Origin of the sequence: Cyanobium gracile UHCC 0281, assembly GCF_034931305.1 — a bacterium.
Lineage (GTDB): Bacteria > Cyanobacteriota > Cyanobacteriia > PCC-6307 > Cyanobiaceae > Cyanobium > Cyanobium gracile_A.
On sequence record NZ_JAYGHY010000003.1, the window covers coordinates 1 to 25,834 of the forward strand.

Here is a 25,834-nt window from a genome sequence, read left to right on the forward strand (position 1 = left end):
TCGTTGCACCGGCACCGGTGGCTGTGCCAGCAAGCGCCGGAGACGGCCGTGTGGTGGCCACCCCCCGGGCCCGCAAGCTGGCGGCCCAGCTGGGGGTGGCCCTGGCCTCGGTGCGGGGCAGCGGACCCAACGGCCGGATCCAGGCCGAGGATGTGGAGCAGGCCACCGGCCAACCGGTGAGCGTGCCACGGGTGGCCGAGGGCACCGCCCCGGCGATGGCGGTCGCCACGGGCAACGGCGCCGCTGCCGCTCCGGCCGCGCCGGCGGGACAGGCCTTCGGCCGCGCCGGTGAGACGGTGGCCTTCAACACCCTGCAGCAGGCGGTGGTCCGCAACATGAACACCAGCCTGGCGGTCCCCTGCTTCCATGTCGGCTACACGATCACCACCGACCGGCTCGATGCCTTCTACAAGCAGGTGAAGTCCAAGGGCGTCACGATGACGGCCCTGCTGGCCAAGGCGGTGGGCGTCACCCTGGCCCGCCACCCCCAGCTGAACGCCTCGGCCAGTGAGGCCGGCATGGCCTACCCGGCGGCCATCAACGTGGCCGTGGCGGTGGCCATGGATGACGGCGGCCTGATCACCCCGGTGCTGGCCGCTGCCGATCGCACCGACCTCTACGCGCTGTCGCGCCAGTGGGCCGATCTGGTGGCCCGCTCCCGTTCCAAACAGCTCAAACCGGAGGAGTACACCACCGGCACCTTCACCCTTTCCAACCTGGGCATGTTCGGGGTCGATCGCTTCGATGCGATCCTGCCGCCGGGCACCGGCGCCATCCTGGCGGTGGCCGCCTCAAGGCCCGTGGTGGCGGCCCTCACGGACGGGTCGATCGCCGTGCGGCGCCAGATGCAGGTGAACCTCACCGCTGATCACCGCGTGATCTACGGCACCCACGCGGCGGCCTTCCTCAAGGATCTGGCCGACCTGATCGAGAACCGGCCCGAGAGCCTGACGCACTAGGGCCCCTTCCTCCCGCTTGTTCACCAACGCCGTGCCGGATCCCGCCGACGGGCTCCTCTCCAGCTACGCGTTCGCGTTGCCGCAGGAGCTGATCGCCCAGAGGCCTGTCGAGCCCCGCCATGGGGCCCGCCTGCTGGCCCTGGAGGCCCCTTCCGCTGCTGATCCGGCAGCGGCAGCGGCCCGCCACCTCAGCGTTTGGGATCTGCAGGAGGAGCTGGAGCCCGGTGATCTGCTGGTGGTCAACGACACGCGGGTGCTGCGGGCCCGGCTGGCGGCGCGCCGGGCCAGCGGTGGGGCGGTGGAGCTCCTGCTGGTTGAGCCCCGCGGTGATGGCCTCTGGCTGTGCCTGGCCCGGCCAGCCAAGCGGTTGCGTCCCGATGAGGTGCTTGAGGTGGTGGCCCCGGGCGAGCCGCCGCTGCCGGTGCGCATCGAGGGGACCGACCTGGAGAGCGGCGGCCGCTTCGTGCGCTTCCCGCCCGGCTGCGCTGATGCTGCCGCGATTGAACCGCTGCTGGAGCGCTACGGCTCCATGCCCCTGCCGCCCTACATCGAACCCGGTGAAGGGATGGATGACAGCCGCTACCAGACCCGCTATGCCGCCAGGCCCGGCGCGGTGGCGGCACCCACGGCGGGTCTGCACCTCAGTGACGAGCTGCTGGAGGCGTTGCGAGCCAGGGGGGTGCAGCGGGCCACCGTCACCTTGCATGTCGGTCTGGGCACCTTCCGCCCCCTGGAGGGCGAGGACCTCAGGGGGCTGACGCTCCATAGCGAGTGGGTGGAGGTCAGCGGGGAGCTGGTGCAGGCTGTGGCCTCCTGCCGGGCCCGGGGAGGGCGGGTGATCGCTGTGGGCACCACCTGTGTGCGCAGCCTGGAGGGGGTGGCCGCCTTGAACGGCGGCCGGCTGCTGCCCCACACCGGGCCGGTGAATCTGGTGATCCAGCCCGGTTTCCACTTCGCCGTGGTGCAGGGACTGCTGACCAATTTCCATCTGCCGCGCAGCTCCCTGCTGCTGCTGGTCAGTGCCCTGGTGGGCCGGCGCCGGCTGCTCAACCTCTACGCCGAAGCCATCGAGCGGAACTACCGCTTTTTCTCCTATGGAGATGCGATGTGGATTCCCCCCGAGGCCGTGCTGGAGACCGCGCGGCCAGGGGGGAAGGGTTCGCCCGTCGCCTGATCAGGCGGCGGCGAAGTTGGCGGCCACGAAGTCCCAGTTGACCAGCTTGTCGAGGTAGGTGGTCATGTAGTCGGGACGGCGGTTCTGGTAGTCGAGGTAGTAGGCGTGCTCCCAGACGTCCATGGTGAGCAGGGCCTTCTGGCCATGGGCCAGCGGCAGATCGGCATTGGCCGTCTTGGTGATCTTCAGGGTGCCGCCATCGAGCACCAGCCAGGCCCAGCCGCTGCCGAACTGGGTGGCACCGGCGGCCTTGAACTGCTCGGTGAAGGCCTCGAAGCTGCCGAAGTCGGCGGCGATCTTGTCGGCCAGGGCGCCGCTGGGGGCGCCGCCGCCACCGGGCTTGATGCACTGCCAGTAGAAGCTGTGGTTCCACACCTGGGCGGCGTTGTTGAACACCCCGGCCTTGCTGGCGTCACCGGCGACGGCCAGGATCACCTCTTCGAGGCTCTTGTCTTCGAGGTCACCGCCTTCGATCAGCTTGTTGAGGTTGGTGACGTAGGCGGCGTGGTGCTTGCCGTGGTGGAACTCGAGGGTCTGCCTGGAGATATGGGGCTCGAGTGCGTCGAGGCCGTAGGGCAGTTCGGGCAGCTGGTGAGCCATGGAAACCGGTTGTGGTTAGGAGGCATTGTAACGATCGTCACCCGAACCCTGGCCCATCCGGCGCCGGTGCTCAGCCCTTGATCTCCAGCAGTTCCACCTCGAACACCAGGGTGGCATTGGGGGGGATCACGCCACCGGCGCCGCGCTCGCCATAGGCCAGATCGGGGGGGATGACCAGCTTGCGCTTGCCGCCCACCTTCATCCCGGCCACGCCCTCGTCCCAGCCCCGGATCACCCGGCCGGCGCCGAGGGGAAAGGAGAACGGACCGCGTCCGTAGCTGCTGTCGAACTCCTTGCCGTTGGTGAGGGTGCCGCGGTAGTTGACCACCACGGTCTGGCCGCTCTTGGCTTCGGCGCCTTCGCCCAGGGCCAGGTCGGTGATGCGCAGGCCGCTGGGGGTGGTGCGCTCGGTGGGGGAGACGAGCTCCCCACCCAGGGCCGCAGCGCCGGCGGCGGCGATCTCGGGGCTGGAGGAATCGGGGGCCATGGTGAACAGGGTGGGGTTGGGGACGTCGGGGTCGAGTTCAAGGGGAGCCGCTACAGCGGGGCCGGCCTTCGGTGCGGTGGGGGCAGGGCCGGAGCGGGCCAGGGCCTGCTGCACGCCAGCGTCGGCTGCGGCCGGCGAAGACGCTTCCACCACCGAGGGGGACACCAGCTGGCTCACCAGGGCCAGCATCAGGCAGGCCACACAGACGAACGAGCTGATCAGGATGTCGCGCATGCGGAAAGTTCCTGGATGGGGCGATTCTGCCAGTGCGATCAGTCGCTGCTCTCGCCGCTGTTCTGGCGCTGGCGCAGGGCCTGCTCCAGGCGATCAATGCGGCCACGCAGTTCGTCAAGCTCCCGCTGGCGGGCCAGGCCCAGGTCCTGCAGCAGCTGGTCGCGGTTGCGCTCCAGCTGGCGTTCCGCCTGTTGTTCCACCTCCGGCGTCTCGCCCCTCAGGGCGCGCATCACGTCCTCCACCAGAGCGGAGGCATGGTTGGGGTCGAGGCGGCCGCTGCTCACCCATTCCTGGCTGACGTACTTGAGTCGGTCGGCCACCAGCGAGGTGGTGCCGAGGCCGCGCAGCAGCAGCATCTGCAGCAGATTGCCCTGGTCCATGAAAAGGTTTCCTTGGAGGAACAGCGTCACTCTTTCGACCTTGGCGCCTCCAGCGCAGGCTGACCATGGGCAATGACCGTCGTGCCGGTTGGGTCATCGCCGGGGCCGCCGGGCTCCTGGCGGGGGTGGCCCTGCCGCCCCTGGGCTGGCCCTGGCTGCTCTGGCCCAGCCTGATCGTGCTCTGGTCCCTGACGGCGAGTCGCGGTGGCACCGCGCCGTCCAGGTTCTGGCGCGGTGGGCTGTGGGGGCTGGCGGCGGTGCTGGTGAGCCACCGCTGGCTGCTCTGGCTCCACCCCCTCGACTGGATCGGCGTTCCCGGCCCGTTGAGCCTGCCGATCTGCCTGGCGCTGTGGCTGGCCATCGGCCTGACCGCCGGACTGCTGGTCGGGGCCTGGACGGCGCTGGTGGGCCGGCTCGAGCCCGCACGGCCCAGCACGGCGCTGCTGGCGGCGACCCTGTGGGGGCTGGCCGAGGTGCTGCTGGCCCGCGGTCCCCTGTTCTGGCTGGGGCTGGGGGCGGCGTCGCTGCCGGGGGATCGGGCCCTGGCTGGTCTGGCGACCCTCGGTGGAGCGGGGCTGCTGGCCGCTGTGCAGCTCCTGATTGGCTGGGGGCTGTGGCGCACGGTGACGGCGACGGCCCGACCGCTGCGCCGGGTCGGTGTGACCCTGGCCCTGGTGATGGCAGCCCATCTGCTCGGCCTGGCGCTCCTCGGCGACGGCCCCGCTGCGGACGGGACGGTGGAGCGGTGGCTGGTGCTCCAGCCGGCCACCCCCACCCGCCAGAAGTTTCTGCCGGAGCAGCAGCAGCGCCTGCTGCGCCAGCTGGCCGCGGCCCAGCGGCGGGCCCTGCTCCCTGAGGACGCGCCGGCGCCTGAGGCGATCACGGGGCTGCTGCTGCCCGAAGGGGCGCTGGCCCTGGGCCAGCCCCTGCCGGAGCCGGCGACCGTGGAGGTGCTCAGTGGCGGTTTCCGCCGTGAGGGTCTCGAGCAGCGCAGCAGCGTGCTCCGCTTCGCGCCCGGCGAATGGCTGCCCAGCAGCTGGATCGACAAGCACCGGGTGGTGCCGCTCGGCGAGTGGGTGCCGCTGGTGGGGCTGTGGCGCTGGAGCGGACTGTCGGCGGTGGGTGGGATCGAGCCGGGAGCGGCCTCCCGGCTGCTGGACCGCCCGGGCGGGCCGGTGGGCGTGGCCATCTGCTACGAGATCTCCGATGGTGCCGCCCTGGCGGCCGCCAGCAGAGAGGGGGCCCGCTGGCTGCTGGCGACGGCCAATCTGGATCCCTATCCGTTGATGCTGCAGGGGCAGTTCCGGGCGCTGGCCCAGCTGCGGGCGATCGAGACCGGCCGCTGGCTGATCAGTGCGGCCAATACGGGACCGAGCCTGGTGGTCGATGCCCACGGGCGGATCGGCGACCAGCTGCCGGCCGGTCGGCCTGGCACCGGGATCCTCACGGTGCGGCAGCGCTCCGCCCTGACGCCCTACGCCAGCTGGGGAGAGTGGCCCCTGCTGGGGATCGCCGCGGTGGCTGGCCTCTGGCGCTGGCGCTTCTGAAGGGCCCCGGGCTGCGGTCGAGGTTCAGGCAGCCTGGGCGGTGGCGCGCTCCAGATAGAGGGTCTGGGTGGGATAGGCGAAGGCGATGGCCTGCTCCTCGAAACGGCGCAGGATGCCGAGGTTGATCTTCTGCTGCAAATCGAGATACAGCACCATGTCGCCATCGGGGACGAAGAACACGAACTCGAATTCCAGGGCGCTGTCGGCGAAGCCGGTGAAGTGGCAGCGGTCGAATTCGGCCGGGGGATGGGCGTTAACGACCCGGGCCACGAGCTCGGGGATGGCGGCCACCTGCTCCACGGGCGTCTGATAGACCACGCCGATGGTGTGGGCCACCCGCCGCCGCGGCAGGTCACCGAAGTTGCGGATGGTCTGGGTCAGCAGCTCCTCGTTGCTGATCACGATCCGCTCTCCGCTCAGGCTGCGGATGATCGAGGAGCGCAGTCCCACCCGTTCCACCGGCCCGAGCACGTCGCCGAAAACGATGAAGTCGCCGATGTGGAAGGGCTCATCCAGCAGGATTGTGATGTAGTTGATGACGTTGGTGAACGGGCCCCGCAGGGCCAGGCCGAGGCCGATGCCGGCGCCGGCCAGGGAGGCATAGACGGCCCCCAGCTCCACCCCCTGGTTCTGGAAAAACACCAGGAGGCCGATGATCCAGATGATCGTGCGGATCATGGGGGCCAGCCCCTCGAGGGTGGCCAGCTGTTCGTGGCGCCCCAGCCGCAGCATCGATCGATTAAGCAGCAGGAGCAGCGTTCTGTTGACCAGCCGCACCACCAGCAGGATCGCCACCAGAAAAACGGCAGCGCTCACGAACCGGTGCGGTCCCTGGTCGAACTGCAGGCCGTCCCAGCCCCTGACGACGGTCTGCCAGCCCCAGAAGAACATGGCCAGATACCCGAGGGGGGCGATGGTGCCGAGCACCAGCCGCAGCACGGTGTCGTCGGTGCTGCTGGCGGTGCGGCGGGTGATCCGCCCCAGGAAGCGTCCCAGCAGCATCGTCACCAGCCAGACGACGGCCGAGCCCCCCACAAACTGGATCGCGGCCGTGAGGAACGTGACGCCGAAGGTCGTCATGGGTTCTTGGTCGGCTCCTGACACCTTTGCACAGACGGCCGGTGTACCGACACGCCTCAGGCTTCCGCGTCCGGTGGTGGTGGGGACAGGCGCGCGATCAGAGCGTCGGTGATGTCGGCGGGAAAGGCCACCTCGATCCGTTCGTTGCGCAGGTGCAGATCCCGCTGGGGAAACGGGATGGTCAGGTCGTGACGGCGCAGCATCGCTTCGATGCGGAAGTTAAGTTCACTGCGGATCTCGTACTGACGCCGGGGCTGGCTGATCCAGACCAGCAGCAGAAAGTCCAGGGAACTCTCTCCGAAGCCGGTGAAGAACACCCACGGGGGCGGTGCCGCGAGGATGTCGGGGAAGCCCTCGCAGGCGTCCAGCAGGGCCTGGCGCACCAGCTGGCAATCGGAGCCGTAGGCCACGCCCACAGGAATCCTGAGGCGAGAGATCGGGCTGCCGTGGCTCCAGTTGACAACGCGGGATTCGAGAAACTCCGCATTGGGAACGATGATCGAAATGCGGTCGAGGGTCACCACCTCGGTGCTGCGCAGATTGACGCGGGTCACGGTGCCCTGCAGGTCGCCCACCTCGACGAAATCATTCACCTGAATGGGCCGCTCGAACATGATGATCAGGCCGCTGATCAGGTTCTTGGCGATGCCCTGCAGGCCGAGGCCCACCCCCACCCCCAGGACGCTGGCGAACAGGGCGAGGGAGGTGAGATTGAGGCCCCAAAGCTGCAGAAGAACCAGCGTGCCGAGGAACAGCAGGCCGTACTGAAGGATGAAGGCGATCGCTTCCTGGGAGCCCGGTTCGATGCCCGTGCGCTGCAGCACGCGGGTGCGGAGCATGCCCGTCAGGAACGCCACCCCGCGCACCAGCACCAGGAAGAGCGCCACCAGGATGACGGCGTCCAGCACCGAATAGCTGCGTCCTCCCAAGGGCAGGAAGGGGGATCCCAGGCTCTCGCTGACCGCCTCGAACAGGCGGCTGATCAGCAACCGGGTGGCTGGAAAGAAACCGGCGATCACCCGGACCGCCGCCACCCAGACCCCGAACTGCAGCACCACCAGCACCCCATGCAGCAGCCAGTCCATGCCCCGCAGAGGCCGGACACTGCCGGGCTCGCTGGCCAGCGGCTGGGTGAGGGCCGAAGGCAGGAACCGTTGCCACAGCCGCCGCAGCAGCCGCTGCAACAGGAACGCCAGCCCCAGGATTCCGAGGGACACGGGGATCCTCCGGGCCACGTAGGCGGGCTGACGCTGGGCCCGTCCACGGGCGATGGCCGACGCGATGGTCCGGCGCCACAGTTCGGCCTGTTGCCCGACGACCATGGTCTCGGGAGTGTCCCGACGGGTGACCGTGAGGATCACCTCGCCATCGAGGGTGATCACGGGCAGGTTGTTCAGCTCCCGGACGCCGATCTTTCCCGGCTGCTTCGAGGCCACCACGTCCTGCAGGAGCCGGTTGGCCCGCTCCACCCGCTGCTTGGCCGAGTAGTCCTTCGAGGCGGTGACCTCGAAAAGGCGGTGGCCATCCAGCTCCAGGAAGGCCGGGATCTCCGGCCGTGCCTGGGCCCTGGCGCCATGGAAAGGTGCCACCACCAGCAGGATCGCCAGGGCGGCCAGAACCACCAGGCGGCCCCGGGACCGACGGCCGAGGCCGCATCGTGGCCAACGGCGCGACGGCAGGGTGGGCTGGAGGGTCATGGGGACCGGGGGCTGCGACCAGCTTGACGCTGATCCTGGCGCCCGTGCCGCTTGCCGTCAGGTGAGGGTCGGCTTGGAGCCCTGGCCGGCCGTCAGGGGCACAAGGATCTTGCGCAGCCCCAGTCGACCCGTTGCATCGGCGTACTCTCCCCAGGACTCGAGGCCGGCGCCGTTCTGGTCTACGGCCGCGCCGCAGCCGTCCTCCAAGTTGTCCTGGGGTTCCAGCAGATCGAGCACGGCCTGGCGCACCCCCGAAAGGCGTCGCTCCAGCCTCAGGCGTGCCCGTTTCTCCTGCTCCAGCTCCAGCAGAAGGGCCTGACGCTGGTGCTCGGCAGCCTGGGCGGCCTCCTGCAGATGCCGCTCCATCGCCTCCTGGCGCAGGCGGTCCCGTTCCCGCTCGGCCTCCTCCAGGGCGGCCTGCTCCTGTTCGGCGATGGCCAGTTGCTGCCGCACGGCCTCGTGGAAGCGCTCCACCTCCGCTTCGGCCCGGCGTCGGCCCTCCCGGGCCTCGGCCAGTTCGGCCTCAAGCCGTTCCCGCACCAGCCGGGCCTCCTCCTGCTGGGCGGCCACCTCATGGGCCCTGGCAGCGGCGTTGGCCTCCAGGTGGCGCCGGAAGCGCCGCTCCTGCTCCAGTTCTTCACCCAGGGCGTCGACTTCGGCGCTGGTGGCAGCGATCAGGGTCTGGGCCTGGGCGGTGAGGGCCTCGACCGCCTGGGAGAAGGAGGGGGACATCGGCGTGCGCAGGGGAAGGACGATGACAACGCTTTAAGTCTGCGAGGGGGGGCTTGTCGGTAGCGATCGGCTCCTCGCATGGGTGGCACCGTTGCTGCATCAGCAGCTGTTGGTGCGCGACCGGCGCAGCAGGAGGGAGGGAGCGATGCCGTAGCACCGCTGGAAGCTGGCGGCGAAGGACGACATCTGGACGAAGCCGTGGCGGCGGGCAATGGCGGCCACGGTCTCGCCGGGCTGGGCCCGTTGCAGATCGGTGTGCACGGCGCTGAGCCGCTGGCGTTTCACCCACTGCATGGGGCTGCAACCGAACCTGCGTTGGAACAGATACTGCAGGTTGCGCTGGGAGTAGGCGCTGCGCCGACTGAGCTCCGTGGGGGTGATCGGCGTGTGCAGATGGGCCTGGATCCACTCCAGCAGCTCGTCGAAGGGGTGATTCCCGCGGTGGTCGGGGACAGGCCGATCCGTCCCCCCGACCGCGTCCGGGCAGACGATGGCGGCCACCAGCCGGAACAGCAGATCCTCGAGCTGGGAGGCGCTGAGCCCGCCCACCGACCGCAGCAGTGGGGCTTCCAGCATCCGCAGCGCCAGGTGGAGATGGCTCAGCAGCTCGGCCTGCTCCGATGCGGTGCCGCCATCCACCCGCAGGGAGCGCTCGAAGGCCGGCACACAGGACTCGGCGCTGTCGCCGAATCCCCCCATGGCGGCGGCGGTGTCGACCAGCCGCCGACGATCGAGGCAGATCATCACCTCCTCGAAGGCCCCGGTGCTGGCCGTGAAGGCGGCGCCGGGCAGGTAGGCCGCCATCGGGCCTGCCTCGAGCTTCAGCCGATGGCCGTCGCTCGCCACCTCGGCAACGCCGGACAGGGGCAGGGTGAGGGTGGCGGTCGGGGAATCGTCGAAACCGATCTCCAGTGCGGAGTGGCGGCTGCAGGACACCGCGATCTGCCCCAGGTGGATCACACCGCTGCGATGGAAGAAGCCACCGCTCCGGGGGGAGTCCAGGAAGGCGTTGAGGGGGAAGTCCCGCGCCACCCGATCCAGCAGGGCGGCGGGGTCGTTGACCTCCACCGCCCGTGACTCCAGCAGCGTGAGCGGAGCCGTGGCCGTCATTCGTTGACGACCGAGGCCGTGACTTCCACCGAGGCGTCACCGCACTGCACGACCCGGCCGGTGGGATTGGCCACGAGGCTGCCGAGCACGAGCTGGGGGTCCGCCGGACGAATCTGACCCGGCTGGCTGTTCATGCAGATGATCGTCGTGATCCTGGGATTCTGGGTGGGCGTGAGGAAGGCGGCTCCCACATAGGCGTTCAGCTGCCCCATCTTGGGTGACTGGGCCGGAATCACATAGCTGTAGGCCGCTTCGGTGGTGGTGCGAACGGCGTCATTGAAGGAGGCCGGCAGGGTGATGCCGAAATCCCGCTGGATGTTGGAGACCGTGGCCCGGAAGGCGCCGTTTCTCTGGTAATAAGTGCGCTGCGCCTCCATCATCCGGGCCACGGCGTTGAGTGCCGCCGTCTGATCAGGACTTGTCTGGGGCTGTGCCCCGGCCCCGGGGCAGGTCGCCGCGATGCCGAGGAGCAGGCAGGCCAGCAGCGTCGGGCGGTCGTGGCGGGGAAGGAGGGAGGTCATGGGTGGGGGAGTCGGAATCCTGGAGGCGAGATGGAGGGGGGCGCAAGAGGACGGGGGCTGTCCTCAGCCCGGGTGTTTCAACAACGGTCCTGTCGGGGAGTCTCCTCCTTCCGCACCGGTGGCCGAGCGGACCAGCGCGTCATGCTGGCCGGCGTCGACCCTGCTGGACACGGAACAGCCTGTTGTCTTCCCTGACAAGATCAGGGCGGCACTTCTGCGCTGCTGCGACAGTCTTGCCGTCCTGCATTCATCGGTGGCCGGTCGCCCGATCGATCGGCCAACGAGTGTGTCGAAGGTGATCAATGCGACGCTGAAGCGCACTTTCGCGCCCCCACAATGCGGACCGTGAGCCATCCGCAGGCCCCAGCGAATCCGTGCTTGTTCATCGTCCTGAGGTCAGCTCGCTGGCGCTGGCCGTCCTGCTGATGCTGGCGATGGGAGTCCTGCTGCTGGGGCCCGCCCCCGCCCCGGCGGTGGAGAGCTGCCCGCCGGCCATGGCGCCGATCCCCGGCGGCCACTACCGCATCGGCGCGGCGGGCCGCCTGCCGGAGGAGGCGCAGTCGGAGGCGCCGGTGCGGCTGCAGGCCTTCTGCATCGGCCGCACGGAGGTGACCAACCGCGAGTTCGCCGCCTTCGTGGCCGCCACCGGCTACCGGACCCAGGCGGAGCGGCCCCTGTCCCAGGAGCAGTTCCCGCAGCTCTCCGCCGCCGAGCGCCGCCCCGGCTCGGTGGTGTTCCGGCCGCCCTCCCCCGGCGAGCCCCTGGAGGAGCTCAGCTGGTGGCAATGGGTGCCGGGGGCCGACTGGCGCCACCCCGAAGGCCCCGGCAGTTCGATCGACGACCGGCTCGACCATCCGGTGGTGCAGGTGTCGCTGGCGGATGCCGAGGCCTATGCGGTCTGGGCCGGCGCCGCCCTCCCCAGCGAGGCCCAGTGGGAATTCGCCGCCCGGGGCGGACTGAGGGATCGGGCCTTCAGCTGGGGCGACAGCTGGCGAGCGGGTCTGGCCAACACCTGGCAGGGGGAGTTTCCCGTCAGCAACACCGCCGACGATGGCTTCACCGGCACCGCTCCGGTGGGCAGCTTCCCCCCCAACGGCTACGGACTGCAGGACATGACCGGCAATGTCTGGGAGTGGACGGCGGACTGGTACCGGCCCGGCCACGATCGCCTCGCTGGCCAGGACGATCCTGTGCTGGCCGACCCTGCCGCCAGCAGCGATCCGCGCGAGCCCGGGGTGGCCAAGCACGTCATCAAGGGGGGCTCCTTCCTGTGCGCCCCCAACTTCTGCAGCCGCTACCGGCCGGCGGCGCGGGAGGCGGAAAGCCCCGACACCGGCACCTCCCACATCGGTTTCCGACTCGTTTCCCCTGCCCTGACCACCCATGCCTGAGCGTCCCCTGACCCGCCTCAGCGTCGCCTTCGGCCGCCTGCTGCGGCGCCTGGTGCCGGCGTGCCTGGCCCTGGCCCTGGTGGGCTGGTCGTTCGGCGCCGTGCCGGCCCTGGCCCAGCGCATCACCGGCACAGCGGGAGCCCCCAACGCCACCACGACGCTCCCCGGTAACCAGCTGCCGGCCCCGGCGCCTGCCTTCGGCGGGGTGATCAAGGACGGTGCCCTGCAGTCAAAACCCTGGTGGGCACCGCAGATCGTGCCGCCTCAGAGCGCGCCCAATGTGCTGCTGATCATCACCGACGACGCAGGCTTCGGTGTTCCCAGCACCTTCGGCGGGGTGATCCCCACCCCGGCGATGGACCGCGTCGCCAAGGCGGGGCTGCGCTACAACCGCATGTTCTCAACGGCCCTGTGCTCCCCCACTCGCGCCGCCCTGATCACCGGCCGCAACCATCACTCCGCCGGTTTCGGAGTGATCTCAGAGCAGTCCACCGGTTTCCCCGGCTACAACAGCATCATTGAGCGGGACAAGGCCACGATCGGCCGCTTGCTCAAGGACAACGGCTACTCAACGGCCTGGTTCGGCAAGGACCACAACGTACCGGCGTTCCAGGCCAGCCAGAGCGGACCATTTGATCAGTGGCCCACCGGCATGGGCTTTGAGTACTTCTACGGCTTCGTGGGCGGAGATGCCAACCAGTGGCAGCCCAACCTGTTCCGCAACACCACCCAGATCTATCCCTTCGAGGGCAAGGAGCCAGGCAGCTGGAACCTGGTGACAGAGATGGCCGATGACGCCATCGACTACATGGCGCGGATGCACCAGATCAACCCCAGCAAGCCGCTGTTCATCAAGTACGCCCCCGGGGCCACCCATGCGCCCCATCACCCCACCAAGGAGTGGGTGGAGCGGATCCATGCCATGCATCTGTTCGATGACGGCTACGAGAAACTGAGGGAGCGCATCTTCGCCAATCAGAAAAAACTCGGCGTGATCCCCAAGGACGCCAAGCTGGACCCCTGGCCCGCCGATGTGATCACCCCCTGGGACAAATTGAGTCCGGAGGCCCAGAAACTGTTCATTCGCCAGGTGGAGGTGTTCGCCGCCTACGCCGCCTACAGCGATGACGAAATCGGCCGGGTGATCCAGCAGTTCGACGACCTCGGCAAGCTCGACAACACGCTGATCATCTACATCAACGGCGACAACGGCACCAGCGCCGAAGGCGGGCCCCTTGGCACCCCCAACGAGGTCGCCTTCTTCAATGGCCTCAACAAACTGCCGGTTGAGGTGCAGATGAAATTCTACGACGTGTGGGGCACTGCTCTCACCTACAACCACATGTCGGCGGGTTGGTCCTGGGCCTTCGACACCCCCTTCAGCTGGTTCAAGCAGAACGCCTCCCGGCTTGGTGGCGTGAACCAGAACATGGTGGTGTCGTGGCCGGCGCGGATCAAGGACAAGGGAGGTCTGCGAGAGCAGTTCGTGCACGTGATCGACGTGGTGCCGACGATCCTGGAGGCCGCCGGACTGCGGGCGCCCGAGGTGGTGGACGGGATTCCCCAGAAGCCGATCGAAGGCACCAGCTTCCTTTACACCTTCGATGCCAAGAACGCCAAGGTGCCCACCCGCCATAAGACCCAGTACTTCGAGATGATGGGCCAGTGGGCGCTCTACAACGAGGGCTGGCTGCTCAGCACCAAGGTGAACCGGGCTCCCTGGGAGGCCTTCGGCCCGGCCAACCCGGATCCTCTCAACAACCAGGTGCTCGAGCTCTACAACCTGAACAACGATTTCAGCCAGACCACCGACCTGGCGGCCCAGAACCCCGGCAAGGTGAAGGAGATGAAGGCGGCCTTCATCGCCGAGGCCAACAAGTACCAGGTGTTCCCGCTCGATGCCTCGGTGGCGGCACGGATCGTGGCCCCCCGGCCCAACATCACCGCCGGCCGCACCGAATTCGTGTACACCCATCCGATGGTGGGGCTGCCCCAAGGGGATTCCCCGCTGCTGCTCAACACCTCCTACACCGTCACCGCCGACATCGACGTGCAGGCCGGCGGCGCCGAGGGCATGCTGCTCACCTCCGGGGGCCGCTTCGGGGGCTACGGCTTCTACCTGAAGAACAGCAAGCCCGTGTGGGTCTGGAACATGGTGGATCTGGAGCGGCTCAAGTGGGAGGGCACCGATCCCCTCACCCCCGGCAAACACAAGGTGGAGTTCGATTTCGTCTACGACGGCAAGGGGGCCGGCACCCTGGCCTTCAACGACTTCAGCGGCGTCGGCCGCCCCGGCACCGGCACCCTCAAGGTGGATGGCAAGGTGGTCGCCACCAAGACCATGGCCAAGACCCTGCCGATGATCCTGCAGTGGGACGAAAGCTTCGATGTCGGCTCCGACACTCTCACGGGCGTCAATGACGCCGACTACCAGCCGCCGTTCCGCTTCACCGGCAAGCTCAACAAGCTGACGCTCAAGCTCGATCGGCCCAAGCTGTCGCCGGAGGAGATCAGGAGCCTGGAGGCGGCGATGCGCACCAAGGCCGTCAGTGAGTGAGCAGGGGGGCCACCCCCCCCGACGCGGCTCAAGGGCTGGCAGGACACAGCCGCCGCCATTCCCCGAGGGCTTCACCGGCCAGGTAGTACTGCCTGCGGCTCAGGGCCGTGTCATAACGCTGCTTCTGAAGTGAGCTGTTCCAGGAGGCGGCAGGGCAGGGCTGGGGAGCGGCCCCAGCCTTTAGGTTCTGCTCGGCCGCATCCACCCCCAGCCGCAACCGGAACAGGCCTTCCTGGCCGTACTGCTGCCGGAAGGCCTCGCGCTCGATCGGCGCCAGGGAGCCGCTGTCGGGTTCCACGATGGCTTCGGCTTTGCCGCCAGCTGGGGAGAGCAACGCCAGGCCCACTCCCACGCCCCCGGCAAGCAGCAGGGCGTGCCCGGGGCGCCACCACCGCCGTTGCCATCGCGGCCCGGGGCGTCGCGCAGCGATCGCCGCAGGGAGTGGGTCAATCTCCATGGGACCAAGGGCAAAGAAAGGATCTGCTCATCCTGTCCGCTGCACCATCAGGAAGCGTTCCCACCAGCCGGTTGGATCACAGCACCTGATCGGATCCTCATGTCCCGGCCCAGCCGGCGAGGTGGAAGCGGCCTTGCCCCGCGCCCTGGGAATCAGTTCCCGCCGATCCCTGCCCAGGGAGACACCGCCGCCAGCCGGGAGTGCACCGCCAGCGGGAACACCAGCAGCGCCCAGACCCCCAGCACGATCAGCTCAGCGGCCAGCTCCAGCGGCCAGGCGGTGATGGCCACCAGGCCACCGAGATAGAGAAACCACCACAGCCCCTGACGAAGGTTCAGTGGGGCGCCGGGCGGCTCGCCGCTCTGCCCATCGCCATGGGGCTGGCCCTTGAGGTCGAGCAGCACGAAGGCGATGGCCGGCAGCAACACGATCAGCACGGCACCCCGCAGGGAGGCGGTGCCGCACCAGCTGATGGCCCAGGTGGCCAGCACGAAGGCCAGGGGGCACCAGAGCCTGGCGCAGGGCAGGTGGTAAGGCCGGGGTCTGCCGGGGAGCTGCAAGCGCAGGGCGGCCAGGCTCACCGGACCCATGGCCAGGGCAATGACCAGGGTGGCGGTGAGCAGACTCACCACGCTCTGCCATCCGGGGCCGATCAGCAGCAGGCCGATGCCCAGGACAAGGCTGATCACCAGGGCCACCGACGGCACGGCCTGGCGATTGATCCGGCCGAGCACGTTGGGCAGCAGCCCGCAGCGGCCCATCATCCAGCCCACCCGTGAAGCGGCTCCCATGTAGGCCATGGCGGTGGCCGTGGGAGAGACCACCGCATCCAGGAGCAGCAGCCGGCCGACCCAGCCCAGGCCCAACCCCAGGGCCAGGGCCACCAGTGGCCCGCCGTGGGCGCTCAGGCGGAGCGCGGCCCAGCCGCCGCTGAGCTCCTCGGGGGGCACGGCCACCAGGAAGGCCAGCTGCAGCAGCAGGTAGATCAGCAGCGAGATACCCAGGCCCAGGGCCATGGCGATGGGCACGGTGCGCTGCGGTTGGCGGGCCTCCCCGGCCAGGTCCATGGCGGTGCGAAAACCCAGCAGCGAAAACAGAATGCCGCCGCTGCTGATGGCCCGAACCATGCCTTCAAGGGTTGTCCCCACCGGCTGGGCCAGGGGGACCAGGTTGCCCCAGTGGCCGGACATCAGCATCAGGGTGATCGAGACGACCAGCGGCACCACCAGCTTCCAGCTGGTGAGGCCGTCGATCCAGCGGGCCAGCCAGCCCACGCCGGCCAGGTTGATCCAGGCCAGCAGCACCAGCAGCAGGCTGGCCAGGGCCAGGCCGGCGCCGCTGAGCACCTGGCCGGCACCGTTGTCGGCGGTGAGCCAGGGAGCACTGCTGGCCAGGTACTGCATCACCGCCATCACCTCGATGCTGGGCAGGGCCAGATAGGAGACCCAGGCGCACCAGCCGCCGATGAAACCGGCGGTGCGGCCGTGGCTGAGCAGGGGGATCTGGGCCAGGGCGCCGGAACTGCTCACCAGGGCCCCAAGCTCGGCAAACACCAGGGCCAGGGCAAAGGCCAGCAGCCCGCCCAGCAGCCAGGCGCCGAGGGCGGCCGGCCCGGCGAAACGCGCGGCATAGAAGGGGGCGAACAGCCAGCCCGAACCAATGGTGCTGGTGACCACCGCCAGGGTCATCGAGCGAAGGCCGAGCTGGCGGGAGAGGCCGGTGTCGCTCATCGCTGCAAGGGGAGCCACTGGGCTGTGGCCATCCTGCAGGCGGATGGGCTGCCCCGCTGGGTTGATTGGGATCGACGCTACAAACAAGAAGACCCCAGCAAGGCCGGGGTTTTCAGGGGATGGAGCCAAGCGGATTCGAACCGCTGACCCCCTGCATGCCATGCAGGTGCTCTACCAGCTGAGCTATGGCCCCATTGATGCCCCGGCTGAACCGGCGCTTGAGGAGCTTACAACGTGGCCGACCGCCCCTCCGGCCGCCTCAAACCTGGCGCCAGACAGCCACCAGCCGGCCCTGGACGCTCACCTGGTCGGCGGGCACCAGGATCGGTTCGTAGGCAGGGTTGGCGGCCTCCAGGCGCACCTGGCTGCCCTGGCGGTGGAAATGTTTGAGGGTGGTGCCGCTGCCAGGCACCAGGGCGCTGACAATTGTGCCCTCCCGCAGGCGGGAGGGGTCGGCCACCGGTTCCATCAGCACCACATCGCCATCGGCGATGTGGGCGTCCACCATCGAATCGCCGTTGACCGTGAGGGCGAACAGGCCGCGGGTGTCGAGCACGGGGGCCAGATCGAGGCGGTCCTGCACGTCGTCGAAGGTTTCCACCAGCCCGCCGGCGGCCACGGCCCCGAGCACCGGAATGCCTGTGCGGGTGTCACCGAGCAGCTGCAGGGTGCGGGCCTGCCCCTCCTGCCAGGTGATCCAGCCCTTCTGCTGCAGGTGGCGCAGGCGGCTCTGGATCGGCGCCGGCGAACGCAGGCCCATGGCCTCCATCATCTGGCGGATCGAGGGGCTGTGGCGGTGACTGCCGATGTAGTCGGCGAGCCAGTCGTAGAGCTCCCGCTGGGCCTCGGTGAGCTCCTGATGGGTGGCAAACACGGGCAGTACGGATGAACCACTTCCTTTCTGCCATCCCGCGGGCGTTTTGTCCACTCCCGCCGGCGGCCGATCAGTCGGCCACGCCCCCCAGCAGGGTCGCCAGCAGGGCCTGCTGGACGTGCAGGCGGTTCTCCGCCTGGTCGAACACCCGGCTGGCGGCCCCCTCGATCACACCGGCGCTGATCTCCTCGCCCCGGTGGGCCGGCAGACAGTGGAGCACGATCGCCCGCGGATCGGCCTCGGCCAGCAGGTCCTCGTCGAGGCACCAGCCGGCGAAGGCCTGCTCCCGCTGGGCCTGCTCCTCCTCCTGGCCCATCGAGGCCCACACATCGGTGTAGAGCACATGGGCGCCGAGGGCTGTCGCCACGGGGTCCTGCAGCACTGTGATCGAGCTCCGCCCGCCGGCGAGGGACCGGGCCTGCTCCACCACGGTCGGGCTGGGGGCGAAGCCATCGGGGCAGCCGACGCGCACGTCCATCCCCAGCAGCGCCCCGACGAGCATCAGCGAGTGGGCCATGTTGTTGCCGTCGCCCACGTAGGCCAGGGTGAGGCCGTGCAGGTCGGTGGGGCCATGGCCGAAGCGCTCCTGGATCGTCAGGGCGTCGGCCAGGGCCTGGCAGGGGTGCTCCAGGTCGGTGAGGGCGTTGATCACCGGGATCGAGGCCCAGTGCGCGTAGTCGGCCAGGTCCTCCTGGGCGAAGGTGCGGATCGCCAGGGCATCGCAATAGCGGCTCAGCACCCGGGCCGTGTCGGCGATCGGCTCGCCACGGCCCACCTGGGTGACGGCCGGGTTGAGGTCGATCGTCTGACCGCCGAGCCGGGCCATGGCGACGATGAAACTCACCCGGGTGCGGGTGGAAGCCTTGGAGAAGATCAGCCCCAACACCTTCCCTGCCAGGTCGATACGTCGTTCGCCGCTCTTCAGCTGGCGGGCCAGCTCCAGCAGGGCCAGGGTCTGGGGACCGTCCAGGTCGGCCGAGGAAAGAAGGTCGCGGCCCTTGAGGGCGGCGAGCGGGGCTGAGGGGGACACCATGGCCCACGTCCCAAAGAACCCTTATGCGAGATCGACCCCCCCCACGTCAAGGGGGGCAGGGGCGCAGGCCATGGCGCGCCGGCTGGGCGGTGCTGGTGCGGGGAAGCAGGACGAAGGAGGTGCCCTTCCAGACCGCCGGGGCTTCCCAGCAGGTCATGGTGGGGTTAGCGGCGCGAAGGTCCGGAAGCTGATCGACGGCCCTGTGAAAGCCCAGGAAGGGTTGTTCAAGGGGCTTGGCGAAGGCCAGCGCTTCCCGTGGCGCTTGCTGCAGCCGGCCAGGCTCGAAGTAGAGAGGGCTGAGGGCGTTCAGCAACCAGCCGTCGCTCCAGCAGCCCTGGTCGCAGATACCGCTGCGGGACACAAAGGTGGCCATCAGCTTGTAGTTCTGCAGGGGGGCCTGCTTCTGGCTCAGCTCCCGCTGGCCCAGCTGCCACTGCAACATGAACCAGACCGCCAGCAGGCCGGCCAGGGCGAGCCTTGGTACAGGAGCGAACCGCCGGCTCAGTTCCCAGCCATTGCCGCAGAGGTAGGCCAGGGCGGGAAGAAGCACGATGTAATACCTGGCCTGAGACAGCGGCTTGATCAGGTCGATCGGCAACATGATTCCGACGAAGACGCCGATCGCCAGCAGCAGGAAACGCACTTCCCCCAGGGCCAGGCTTGGCAGGTCTGACGCCACCTGATCCCGGCGTTGAGGCCCGGCCGTGATGGCGAACACCAGGGCTGTGGCCAGCCCCATGGCGATCAGCAAGAGCCGTTCTGAGCCGGCCCTGTCAGGGGTCAGCAGCGGCAGGGTGCCGCCCGCGAATTCGGTGAGGGTGCCGCTGATCGGCGGCACCTGGATCCAGTCGAGGCGCTGCAGCTTGTTCGAGAACGAACTGGTCAGCAGATGGGCCGCGGGCCACGCCAGCACGGCTAGCAGCAGGGGGATCACCTCCCGGCGCCGACGCAGGATCAGGCCCTCGGCGCAGCCCACCGCCAGCACCACCAGGACGAACAGCAGCGAGAAGTAGTGGGTGAGGGAGAGGAGCAGGCAGGCCCCGCCGAACAGCGCTCTCAGGGCCTGGTCGCTCCAGCGGGCCAGGGGACTGTCGTTACGGCCATGGAGGCCCCGCTGCCGGAGTTCCAGGGCGGCTCCCAGCATCACGGCCGAGAGGGCCAGGGAGGTGGCGTAACTGCGGGATTCCTGCGCAAAGAACAGGAACGCCGGGCTGGTGCCCAGGAAGGCCACGCTCACCAGGCGGCGGCTAGCCCCCCGCCTAGAGGTGAACAACGCCATGGCCACCAGGGCGAGGCCAGCCATCAGCAGGCTGAGGCCCCGGGTGGCCATTTCGCCGCTGCCAGTCAGACCGATCCAGAGCTTCAGCAGGATCTGGTACAGGGGCGGGTGGGTGTCGGGGATCAGCCAGTCCCGCAGCATCACGCCCCAGTCGGCCCGGCTGGCGGACACGGACCAGAGCTCGTCCGACCAGTAGGAATAGTTGTCCCCGAGACCGCGACCGGCGGCCACCACAAAAAAGAGGATCAGCAGCGCACTGATCGCGAGCTGGATCCTCGGGTGAGTCATGGGCGGACGCACGGCCCGCCGGGGAAAGCCTGTGGGTCGGAATGGCCCTGGTTCACCCGGCGACTCCCTCCAGCACCGGCACATCGGGCAGTTGGCTGGAGGTCAGCAGCTCCTTCAGCTCATCGCCTTCGATCACCTCCTTCTCGAGGATCTTGTGGGAGATGGTCTCCAGCAGTTCGCGGTTGTGGTGGAGGATCGCCAGGGCCCGTTCGTGGGCCCTATCCACCAAGCCACGCACTTCCTTGTCGATCTCCAAGGCGGTGGCATCGCTCACGGCCCGGCGGGGATTGGACTGTCCGCCCAGGAAGCGGCTGCCGCCCTGCTTGTCGTAGGCGAGGGGGCCGAGGGTTTCACTCATGCCGTACGTGCCGATCATCTGCTCGGCGATGTCGGTGGCCCGCTGCAGGTCGTTGGCGGCACCGGTGGTGACCTCACCGAAGACCACCTCCTCGGCGGAACGGCCGCCCAGCAGGGTGGTGATCTGGCCTTCGAGATCCTCCTTGGAATTGAGGAAGCGCTCCTCGGTGGGGAGCTGCAGCGTGTAGCCCAGGGCCGCCATGCCGCGGGGCACGATCGAGATTTTCGCCACCTTGCTGCCGCCGGGCATCAGGTGCCCCACGATCGCGTGCCCAACTTCGTGGTAGGCCACCACTTTCTTCTCATCGGGCTGCAGCACGCGGCTCTTCTTCTCGAGGCCCGCCACCACCCGTTCGATCGCTTCGTTGAGGTCGGCCTGCTCCACGGTGGTGCGGTAGACCCGGGCCGCCAGCAGGGCCGCCTCGTTGACCAGGTTGGCCAGGTCGGCGCCGGCGAAGCCACTGGTGGCCTGGGCGATCTTGTCGAGATCCACCCCTTCGGCCAGCTTCACCTTCTTGCCGTAGATGTCAAGAATCTTCTTGCGGCCAGAGAGGTCGGGGCGATCCACCAGCACCTGGCGGTCGAAACGGCCCGGACGCAGCAGGGCGGCATCGAGGGTTTCGGGCTGGTTGGTGGCCGCCAGCACGATCACCGGCTTGTCCTGGGCGGTGAAACCGTCCATCTCGGTGAGCAGCTGATTGAGGGTCTGCTCGCGCTCGTCGTTGCCGCCCACGACGCCCATGGAGCCGGAACGGCTTTTGCCGATGGCATCAAGTTCGTCAATGAAGATGATGCAGGGCGCCTTCTTCTTGGCTTCCTCGAACAGATCGCGCACCCGGGCGGCGCCGGCGCCCACGAACAGCTCCACGAATTCGGAGCCGGAGATGATGAAGAAGGGCACGCTGGCTTCACCGGCCACGGCTTTGGAGAGCAGGGTCTTGCCGGTGCCCGGAGGGCCCACCAGCAGAACGCCCTTCGGGATGCGGGCGCCGATGTCCATGTACCGCTGGGGCGTTTTGAGGAAGTCGACGATCTCTGTGAGTTCGGTCTTGGCTTCATCGACGCCGGCCACGTCGGCGAAGGTGACCCGGGATTCTTCATCGGGCACGTAAACCTTCGCCTTCGATTTGGTGAAGCTCAGGGCCCCCTGGGCGCCGCCGCCACCCATGCCGCTGCGGCGAGCGAAGAACTGCAGCACCAGGATGAAGATCAGTGGCGGCACCACCCAGCTCAGGGCCGTGGTGATGAAGCTGGGCCGCTTCGGCGGGGCGGCGGCGAATTCAACACCGTGCTGCTCCAGGCGCTGGGGCAGCTCCATGTCGAAGATCGGTGTGGTGGACAGGACCGTGGGGGCCCCCTCCTCGGGAGCCTTGGTGAGCTCGTAGCGGATCTGGTCCTGGGTGATGTAGGCCCGTTTGACGTTGTCGTCATTCACCTGGTCGATGAACAGGGAATAGGGCACCCGGGGCACCTGGGTGGCGGGATTGGGCAGGAAATTGCTGAACAGCAGCAGAACGCCGAAACCGATCAGGAGGAGATTGACAATGCCGAACCGCCGTGTGGGGCGGTTGTCGTCCTGACGGATGGCCATGCTGCGCAAAACGGCTGATGGGCCCAAGCTAGGTCTGGTCGTCACCGGCCGTTCCACCACCCGGTCGGGAGAACCGAACGCCCGCCCCTTCGGCTCTCCCCTCCCCCATGTGCGGCCGCTACTCCCTGGCCACCCGCCTCGATCGGCTTCTGCCCCGGCTGAAGGGTCCGATGCCGCCGGGGTTTGTGGAGCATTACGCCCCCCGGCCCCAGGTGCGGCCAGGGGAACCGGTGCTGCTGCAGCGCCAGGAGCACGGACGCCTGGAGGTGGCCCTGGCCCTGTGGGGGCTGGTGCCGGACTGGTGCCCCGATCCGATGTCCCGCCGCCGGCCGATCAATGCCCGCAGCGAGACGGTGGGGGAGAAACCCTTCTTTCGGGGCGCCTGGCGCCACCGCCGCGCCCTGATCCCCGCTGATGGTTTCTACGAATGGCAGACAAAAACGGTGGAAGGACGTCCCTTCAAGCAGCCCTGGCTGTTCCGTCGCCGTGATCAGCGGCCCTTCTGGCTCGGCGGGCTCTGGGAGCGTTGGCTGGGGGGGGATGGGGGTGAACTCGAGACCTGCGTCGTGCTCACCACCGCCCCCAACGACCTGCTGGCCCGGGTGCACGACCGCATGCCGGTGGTCATCCCCGACGGGTTGGAGGAGGCCTGGCTGGCGTCCGTCGATGGACCGGAGCTGCGGGCCCTGGAGCCCCTGATGGCTCCCTGGGATCCGGTGGCCTGGGAGGCGGTGAAGCTGGAGCTGCGCCCGGCGGCGGCGGTGCAGTTGGATTTGCTCGGTCTGGCCCCGGAGGCCCCCGCCGGCGGCTAGAGAGGACAGGCCCTGCCGCCGGTCCCATGAGCCTCGACCAGCTGGATGCCTTTCTGGCCCACGCCCGGGCCGACGCCGCCCTCGATCGCCGCCTCCACGATCCCGCCGATCCCCCGGACCTGGTGGCCTTCCTGGCCCTGGCCCGCACGGCCGGCTTCACCGTCGAGGAGGCCGATGTGATCGCGGCCCAGCAACGGGCCGAAGCCAGCCTCAGCGACGAGGAGCTGCAGGCCCGCGCCGGTGCCGAGGCGCGCCGTCTACGCCACTTCATTCCCGGCTGATCCCATGGCTGAGCGCGTTGCCGCCTATCCCCGTCCCCCGCTGCTCTTGCCCTGTACCCAGCAGGTGCGGGTGGAGGCCCTGGGGCGGGTGCTCTGTGACACCCACCGCAGCCTGCGGGTGCTCGAAACCTTCCATCCTCCGGTGTTCTACCTGTGCCCGGAGGATGTCGACCTGAGCCTGCTGGAGCCCGTCGCCGGGGGGAGCTTCTGCGAATGGAAGGGCGTGGCCAGTTACTTCGATCTCGTGGCCACGAACGAATCGGGTCAGGAGCGGCGCCTGCGGCGGGCCCTCTGGTGTTATGCCTCGCCCACGCCGGCCTTCGCGCCCCTGGCCGGTTGGCTGGCCTGTTACCCGGCGCTGATGGACGGCTGCTGGGTGGACGGGGAGCGGGTGATTCCCCAGCCGGGTGGCTTCTACGGCGGTTGGATCACCAGTGCCGTCGAGGGGCCCTTCAAGGGGGACCCCCTGCACCCGGAACTCCGATGAGAACCAAGATTGCGCTTACAGAGTTAACCTACAGAGTCATCGCCAACCACTCCCTGAGGCGATCGATGTCGACATGAAAGTCATGGCTTCCAGGGGAATTTGAACAGAGTAGAAAGCGGTAACTCAGACCGTTAATCGCCGCCAACTGAAAGAACTCTGGGCGTACACCATGATGGGCCTGGAAAAGTTCAAGCAGATGGCCGCCCCGTGCATGGATCAGGTTGGTGAGGGCGCCGCCGTGGGGAGCGACGATATGTGTGGCGCTGCGGAAGATACTGATCTGTTGGCGAAGAGTAAGGCGCTCGCAGCGGAGAGAAACGAATCCATGGGGCTTCAGCAGTGCCAAGACGGCATCCTCATTGATCACATTCCGGTTGGGGGCTCCGCGGCGGGAAAGAAAGATCCGCTGCGGTGTCAAATCACCGTCCTGGATCGATACCGCGGTTGAAAAGCGCTGGGCCAGCTGGCGTATCGACCAAGGTGAGATGGCGTCGAAGGGTGCCAGTCCCTGGCGTTGCCAGCGCTGAGCCACCCCGGCGATCAGGCAACGGACCTCTAGCCCTCCCCCTCGTGGCGGGTGGTGGGGCAGCCGATGCTCGGCCTTCACCCCCAGCAGGTCGAGCGACTCTTCTTGCCAGGATTGGAGGCTGGAGGGAACAATCACCAGGGTCCGCTCTCCGCTACGGACCCTGTGATCGTCAGCAGCGATCAGCCTCGGCAGAGCATCCAGGAACCAGTGGAAATAGGCCCCTGACCAGCGTCTGATGTCCACCAGACTGCAGACGGGGGCGTCGATACGCGCGCACCTGGGCAGGAAGCTGCGCAGCACCACACATCGCCGCTGGGCCACCGTCAGTTCCTTGAGATGCAGCGTTTCCTCCACGAGGCGTCGATCCTTGTCGACCCCTACCAGATCAGAGCCCACCAGACGGGCCTTCCGAAAAACTCCGTAGGCCTGGGGGTCGATTGTGATCGGGACCAGGTAGTCGGCGAGACGGCCGGTGGGCTGCTGCCATGGATCCTCCAGCCGGTACTCACAGCTTTCGGGGCCGTGAAGTTCGATCCACATGGTTGTTCAGGGGAAGGCCCCTGCGCTCGGCAGGGCCCAGCAAAGGAGGTCGTCACCGATCATGCCGACCTGGGCCAGCGGCCATAGCCGGGTCTCGGCCAGGGAGGTGTGCCCCAGGTTGCCGAGGGGCGTTCGGGCGGGTTGGCCGCCCAGCAATCGAGGCGCGACCACGGCGGCTACCGCATGGACGCAGTCTTGGCGAAGCGCTGCGGCGGCAAGCGCAGGCCCACATTCCCAGAGCACCCGATTACAGCCCCGCCGGGCCAACTCCTCCATCAGGGCGGCTGGTTCACAGGCTGGTAACGCTGCGATGTCGATGCCTTGTTGGGCTAGACGAACCAGCAGATCGGTTCTCTCTGCAGGAATATCGGGTCCGTGGGCCAACAGGGAAGGAGCCGCACCGTTCCAAAGGCGGGCCTGCGTCGGCAGATCAAGGCTCCGGCTCAGCACCACCCGCAGCGGTTCGGGCGTGCGCTGCCCCCGGCTGGTGAGCAGCGGATCGTCGGCCCGCAGCGTGCCGCCCCCCACGATCACCGCATCGCAGCGGGCCCGCAGGCGGTGCACCCAGCCCCGGGCCTTTGGCCCGCTGATCCACTGGCTGACGCCGTTGGGCAGGGCTGTGCGGCCATCCAGGCTCATGGCCCACTTGAGGATCCCCAGGGGGCGACCCGTCGCGACCCGGTGCAGGAAAGCGTGGTTGCGTCGGCGCGCCTCGGCTTCCATCACCCCTTCGATCACCTCCAGGCCCGCCGCCCGCAGCCGGGCGATGCCACCGCCGGCCACCAGGGGATGGGGATCGGCCATGGCCAGCACCACCCTGGCGATGCCGGCGGCGATCACCGCCTCGCAGCAGGGGGGGGTGCGGCCGTGGTGGCAGCAGGGCTCCAGGGTCACGATCAGGGTGCCGCCCCGGGCCCGCTCGCCGGCCTGGGCCAGGGCCCCCACCTCCGCATGGGGACCTCCGGCGCGGGCATGGAAGCCCTCGCCCACCAGCTGGCCGCCGGCGTCGAGCACCACGGCGCCCACCAGGGGGTTGGGGCTGGTGCGGCCCTCCGCGAGGGCGGCCAGCTGAAGGGCCCGTGCCATCCAGGGGCCCCAGGGGGAGGA

Annotated in this window: 24 protein-coding genes and 1 tRNA gene; 8 read left to right on the forward strand and 17 right to left on the reverse strand. The window is 68.7% G+C overall.

The window, feature by feature from the left end; all coding sequences use genetic code 11:
• Together VB739_RS01345 and queA are read left to right on the forward strand one after the other, a co-directional pair.
• Positions 1 to 959: dihydrolipoamide acetyltransferase family protein (locus tag VB739_RS01345; RefSeq protein ID WP_323355349.1), on the forward strand; the 959-nt coding region annotated here is incomplete at its 5' end.
• Positions 960 to 990: 31 nt separating this feature from the next.
• Complete coding sequence (gene queA, locus VB739_RS01350) at positions 991 to 2,133, forward strand: tRNA preQ1(34) S-adenosylmethionine ribosyltransferase-isomerase QueA (protein ID WP_323355445.1); 1,143 nt, start codon at positions 991 to 993, stop codon at positions 2,131 to 2,133.
• On the opposite strand, the gene VB739_RS01355 is transcribed toward queA, so the two are convergent.
• The 3 genes from VB739_RS01355 to VB739_RS01365 all read right to left on the reverse strand — a co-directional run bounded on the left by VB739_RS01355 (position 2,134) and on the right by VB739_RS01365 (position 3,834).
• Positions 2,134 to 2,733, reverse strand: a complete 600-nt coding sequence (locus tag VB739_RS01355) for a superoxide dismutase (RefSeq protein WP_323355350.1) — start codon at positions 2,731 to 2,733, stop codon at positions 2,134 to 2,136.
• A 70-nt stretch (positions 2,734 to 2,803) separates the two neighbouring features.
• Positions 2,804 to 3,454, reverse strand: a complete 651-nt coding sequence (locus VB739_RS01360; RefSeq protein WP_323355351.1) for an FKBP-type peptidyl-prolyl cis-trans isomerase — start codon at positions 3,452 to 3,454, stop codon at positions 2,804 to 2,806.
• Between the two features lie 38 nt (positions 3,455 to 3,492).
• Positions 3,493 to 3,834, reverse strand: coding sequence for a phasin family protein (locus tag VB739_RS01365; protein WP_259725808.1), 342 nt, complete (start codon positions 3,832 to 3,834; stop codon positions 3,493 to 3,495).
• Positions 3,835 to 3,899: 65 nt separating this feature from the next.
• On the opposite strand from VB739_RS01365, the gene VB739_RS01370 reads away from it, so the two are divergent.
• Positions 3,900 to 5,381 carry an apolipoprotein N-acyltransferase gene (locus VB739_RS01370; RefSeq protein ID WP_323355352.1) on the forward strand — a complete coding sequence of 494 codons (1,482 nt, stop codon included), beginning with the start codon at positions 3,900 to 3,902 and terminating at the stop codon, positions 5,379 to 5,381.
• Between the two features lie 24 nt (positions 5,382 to 5,405).
• On the opposite strand, the gene VB739_RS01375 is transcribed toward VB739_RS01370, so the two are convergent.
• The 5 genes from VB739_RS01375 to VB739_RS01395 all read right to left on the reverse strand — a co-directional run bounded on the left by VB739_RS01375 (position 5,406) and on the right by VB739_RS01395 (position 10,521).
• Positions 5,406 to 6,461 carry a mechanosensitive ion channel family protein gene (locus VB739_RS01375; protein WP_323355353.1) on the reverse strand — a complete coding sequence of 352 codons (1,056 nt, stop codon included), beginning with the start codon at positions 6,459 to 6,461 and terminating at the stop codon, positions 5,406 to 5,408.
• Positions 6,462 to 6,517: 56 nt separating this feature from the next.
• A complete protein-coding gene (locus VB739_RS01380; RefSeq protein ID WP_323355354.1) occupies positions 6,518 to 8,158 on the reverse strand; it encodes a mechanosensitive ion channel family protein in 1,641 nt (546 codons plus the stop codon).
• A 57-nt stretch (positions 8,159 to 8,215) separates the two neighbouring features.
• A complete protein-coding gene (locus VB739_RS01385; protein WP_323355355.1) occupies positions 8,216 to 8,890 on the reverse strand; it encodes a hypothetical protein in 675 nt (224 codons plus the stop codon).
• Positions 8,891 to 8,989: 99 nt separating this feature from the next.
• On the reverse strand, positions 8,990 to 10,000 hold the full coding sequence (locus tag VB739_RS01390; RefSeq protein WP_323355356.1) for an AraC family transcriptional regulator: 1,011 nt from the start codon (positions 9,998 to 10,000) through the stop codon (positions 8,990 to 8,992).
• Positions 9,997 to 10,521: a type IV pilin-like G/H family protein gene (locus tag VB739_RS01395; protein WP_323355357.1), complete on the reverse strand. Its 525-nt coding sequence runs from the start codon at positions 10,519 to 10,521 to the stop codon at positions 9,997 to 9,999. The genes VB739_RS01390 and VB739_RS01395 overlap by 4 nt, the downstream gene beginning before the upstream one ends.
• Positions 10,522 to 10,955: 434 nt before the next feature.
• Here VB739_RS01395 and VB739_RS01400 point away from each other — a divergent pair, with 434 nt between their 5' ends.
• Positions 10,956 to 11,912, forward strand: coding sequence for a formylglycine-generating enzyme family protein (locus VB739_RS01400; RefSeq protein WP_416233285.1), 957 nt, complete (start codon positions 10,956 to 10,958; stop codon positions 11,910 to 11,912).
• A complete protein-coding gene (locus VB739_RS01405; protein WP_323355358.1) occupies positions 11,905 to 14,469 on the forward strand; it encodes an arylsulfatase in 2,565 nt (854 codons plus the stop codon). The genes VB739_RS01400 and VB739_RS01405 overlap by 8 nt, the downstream gene beginning before the upstream one ends.
• 28 nt (positions 14,470 to 14,497) lie before the next feature.
• Here VB739_RS01405 and VB739_RS01410 read toward each other — a convergent pair whose 3' ends face one another.
• The 7 genes from VB739_RS01410 to ftsH all read right to left on the reverse strand — a co-directional run bounded on the left by VB739_RS01410 (position 14,498) and on the right by ftsH (position 22,078).
• Positions 14,498 to 14,926: a hypothetical protein gene (locus VB739_RS01410; RefSeq protein ID WP_323355359.1), complete on the reverse strand. Its 429-nt coding sequence runs from the start codon at positions 14,924 to 14,926 to the stop codon at positions 14,498 to 14,500.
• Positions 14,927 to 15,078: 152 nt separating this feature from the next.
• Positions 15,079 to 16,656 carry an APC family permease gene (locus tag VB739_RS01415; protein ID WP_323355360.1) on the reverse strand — a complete coding sequence of 526 codons (1,578 nt, stop codon included), beginning with the start codon at positions 16,654 to 16,656 and terminating at the stop codon, positions 15,079 to 15,081.
• 120 nt (positions 16,657 to 16,776) lie between these two features.
• Positions 16,777 to 16,849, reverse strand: a tRNA-Ala gene (locus VB739_RS01420).
• Between the two features lie 66 nt (positions 16,850 to 16,915).
• Complete coding sequence (gene lexA, locus VB739_RS01425; protein WP_416233284.1) at positions 16,916 to 17,530, reverse strand: transcriptional repressor LexA; 615 nt, start codon at positions 17,528 to 17,530, stop codon at positions 16,916 to 16,918.
• 70 nt (positions 17,531 to 17,600) lie between these two features.
• Positions 17,601 to 18,563, reverse strand: a complete 963-nt coding sequence (gene argF / locus VB739_RS01430) for an ornithine carbamoyltransferase (protein ID WP_323355361.1) — start codon at positions 18,561 to 18,563, stop codon at positions 17,601 to 17,603.
• A 46-nt stretch (positions 18,564 to 18,609) separates the two neighbouring features.
• Positions 18,610 to 20,130 carry a hypothetical protein gene (locus tag VB739_RS01435; protein WP_323355362.1) on the reverse strand — a complete coding sequence of 507 codons (1,521 nt, stop codon included), beginning with the start codon at positions 20,128 to 20,130 and terminating at the stop codon, positions 18,610 to 18,612.
• 52 nt (positions 20,131 to 20,182) lie between these two features.
• Positions 20,183 to 22,078 (reverse strand): ATP-dependent zinc metalloprotease FtsH, encoded by a 1,896-nt coding sequence (ftsH, locus tag VB739_RS01440; RefSeq protein ID WP_323355363.1) that lies wholly within the window; start codon positions 22,076 to 22,078, stop codon positions 20,183 to 20,185.
• Between the two features lie 107 nt (positions 22,079 to 22,185).
• Here ftsH and VB739_RS01445 point away from each other — a divergent pair, with 107 nt between their 5' ends.
• From VB739_RS01445 to VB739_RS01455, 3 genes are read left to right on the forward strand one after another with little or no spacing between them, the layout of a single operon-like run.
• Entirely contained in the window at positions 22,186 to 22,890 is a 705-nt protein-coding gene (locus VB739_RS01445; protein WP_323355364.1) for an SOS response-associated peptidase, read from the forward strand.
• Between the two features lie 26 nt (positions 22,891 to 22,916).
• A complete protein-coding gene (locus tag VB739_RS01450; RefSeq protein ID WP_323355365.1) occupies positions 22,917 to 23,171 on the forward strand; it encodes a Nif11-like leader peptide family RiPP precursor in 255 nt (84 codons plus the stop codon).
• Positions 23,172 to 23,175: 4 nt separating this feature from the next.
• The gene (locus tag VB739_RS01455) at positions 23,176 to 23,658 is read left to right on the forward strand and encodes a DUF427 domain-containing protein (protein WP_323355366.1); all 483 of its coding nucleotides are present in this window, start codon (positions 23,176 to 23,178) and stop codon (positions 23,656 to 23,658) included.
• A 28-nt stretch (positions 23,659 to 23,686) separates the two neighbouring features.
• Here VB739_RS01455 and VB739_RS01460 read toward each other — a convergent pair whose 3' ends face one another.
• Together VB739_RS01460 and ribD are read right to left on the reverse strand one after the other, a co-directional pair.
• Positions 23,687 to 24,490 (reverse strand): glycosyltransferase family 61 protein, encoded by an 804-nt coding sequence (locus tag VB739_RS01460; protein WP_323355367.1) that lies wholly within the window; start codon positions 24,488 to 24,490, stop codon positions 23,687 to 23,689.
• Positions 24,491 to 24,733: 243 nt separating this feature from the next.
• Positions 24,734 to 25,813, reverse strand: coding sequence for a bifunctional diaminohydroxyphosphoribosylaminopyrimidine deaminase/5-amino-6-(5-phosphoribosylamino)uracil reductase RibD (ribD, locus tag VB739_RS01465; protein WP_323355368.1), 1,080 nt, complete (start codon positions 25,811 to 25,813; stop codon positions 24,734 to 24,736).
• Positions 25,814 to 25,834 lie beyond the last annotated feature (21 nt).

Coding starts and splice junctions, on each gene's coding strand:
- VB739_RS01355 (WP_323355350.1), bottom strand. CDS start 2,733: ATGGCTCACCAGCTGCCCGAACTGCCCTACGGCCTCGACGCACTCGAG.
- VB739_RS01360 (WP_323355351.1), bottom strand. CDS start 3,454: ATGCGCGACATCCTGATCAGCTCGTTCGTCTGTGTGGCCTGCCTGATG.
- VB739_RS01365 (WP_259725808.1), bottom strand. CDS start 3,834: ATGGACCAGGGCAATCTGCTGCAGATGCTGCTGCTGCGCGGCCTCGGC.
- VB739_RS01370 (WP_323355352.1), top strand. CDS start 3,900: ATGGGCAATGACCGTCGTGCCGGTTGGGTCATCGCCGGGGCCGCCGGG.
- VB739_RS01375 (WP_323355353.1), bottom strand. CDS start 6,461: ATGACGACCTTCGGCGTCACGTTCCTCACGGCCGCGATCCAGTTTGTG.
- VB739_RS01380 (WP_323355354.1), bottom strand. CDS start 8,158: ATGACCCTCCAGCCCACCCTGCCGTCGCGCCGTTGGCCACGATGCGGC.
- VB739_RS01385 (WP_323355355.1), bottom strand. CDS start 8,890: ATGTCCCCCTCCTTCTCCCAGGCGGTCGAGGCCCTCACCGCCCAGGCC.
- VB739_RS01390 (WP_323355356.1), bottom strand. CDS start 10,000: ATGACGGCCACGGCTCCGCTCACGCTGCTGGAGTCACGGGCGGTGGAG.
- VB739_RS01395 (WP_323355357.1), bottom strand. CDS start 10,521: ATGACCTCCCTCCTTCCCCGCCACGACCGCCCGACGCTGCTGGCCTGC.
- VB739_RS01400 (WP_416233285.1), top strand. CDS start 10,956: ATGGGAGTCCTGCTGCTGGGGCCCGCCCCCGCCCCGGCGGTGGAGAGC.
- VB739_RS01405 (WP_323355358.1), top strand. CDS start 11,905: ATGCCTGAGCGTCCCCTGACCCGCCTCAGCGTCGCCTTCGGCCGCCTG.
- VB739_RS01410 (WP_323355359.1), bottom strand. CDS start 14,926: ATGGAGATTGACCCACTCCCTGCGGCGATCGCTGCGCGACGCCCCGGG.
- VB739_RS01415 (WP_323355360.1), bottom strand. CDS start 16,656: ATGAGCGACACCGGCCTCTCCCGCCAGCTCGGCCTTCGCTCGATGACC.
- argF (WP_323355361.1), bottom strand. CDS start 18,563: ATGGTGTCCCCCTCAGCCCCGCTCGCCGCCCTCAAGGGCCGCGACCTT.
- VB739_RS01435 (WP_323355362.1), bottom strand. CDS start 20,130: ATGACTCACCCGAGGATCCAGCTCGCGATCAGTGCGCTGCTGATCCTC.
- ftsH (WP_323355363.1), bottom strand. CDS start 22,078: ATGGCCATCCGTCAGGACGACAACCGCCCCACACGGCGGTTCGGCATT.
- VB739_RS01445 (WP_323355364.1), top strand. CDS start 22,186: ATGTGCGGCCGCTACTCCCTGGCCACCCGCCTCGATCGGCTTCTGCCC.
- VB739_RS01450 (WP_323355365.1), top strand. CDS start 22,917: ATGAGCCTCGACCAGCTGGATGCCTTTCTGGCCCACGCCCGGGCCGAC.
- VB739_RS01455 (WP_323355366.1), top strand. CDS start 23,176: ATGGCTGAGCGCGTTGCCGCCTATCCCCGTCCCCCGCTGCTCTTGCCC.
- ribD (WP_323355368.1), bottom strand. CDS start 25,813: ATGGCACGGGCCCTTCAGCTGGCCGCCCTCGCGGAGGGCCGCACCAGC.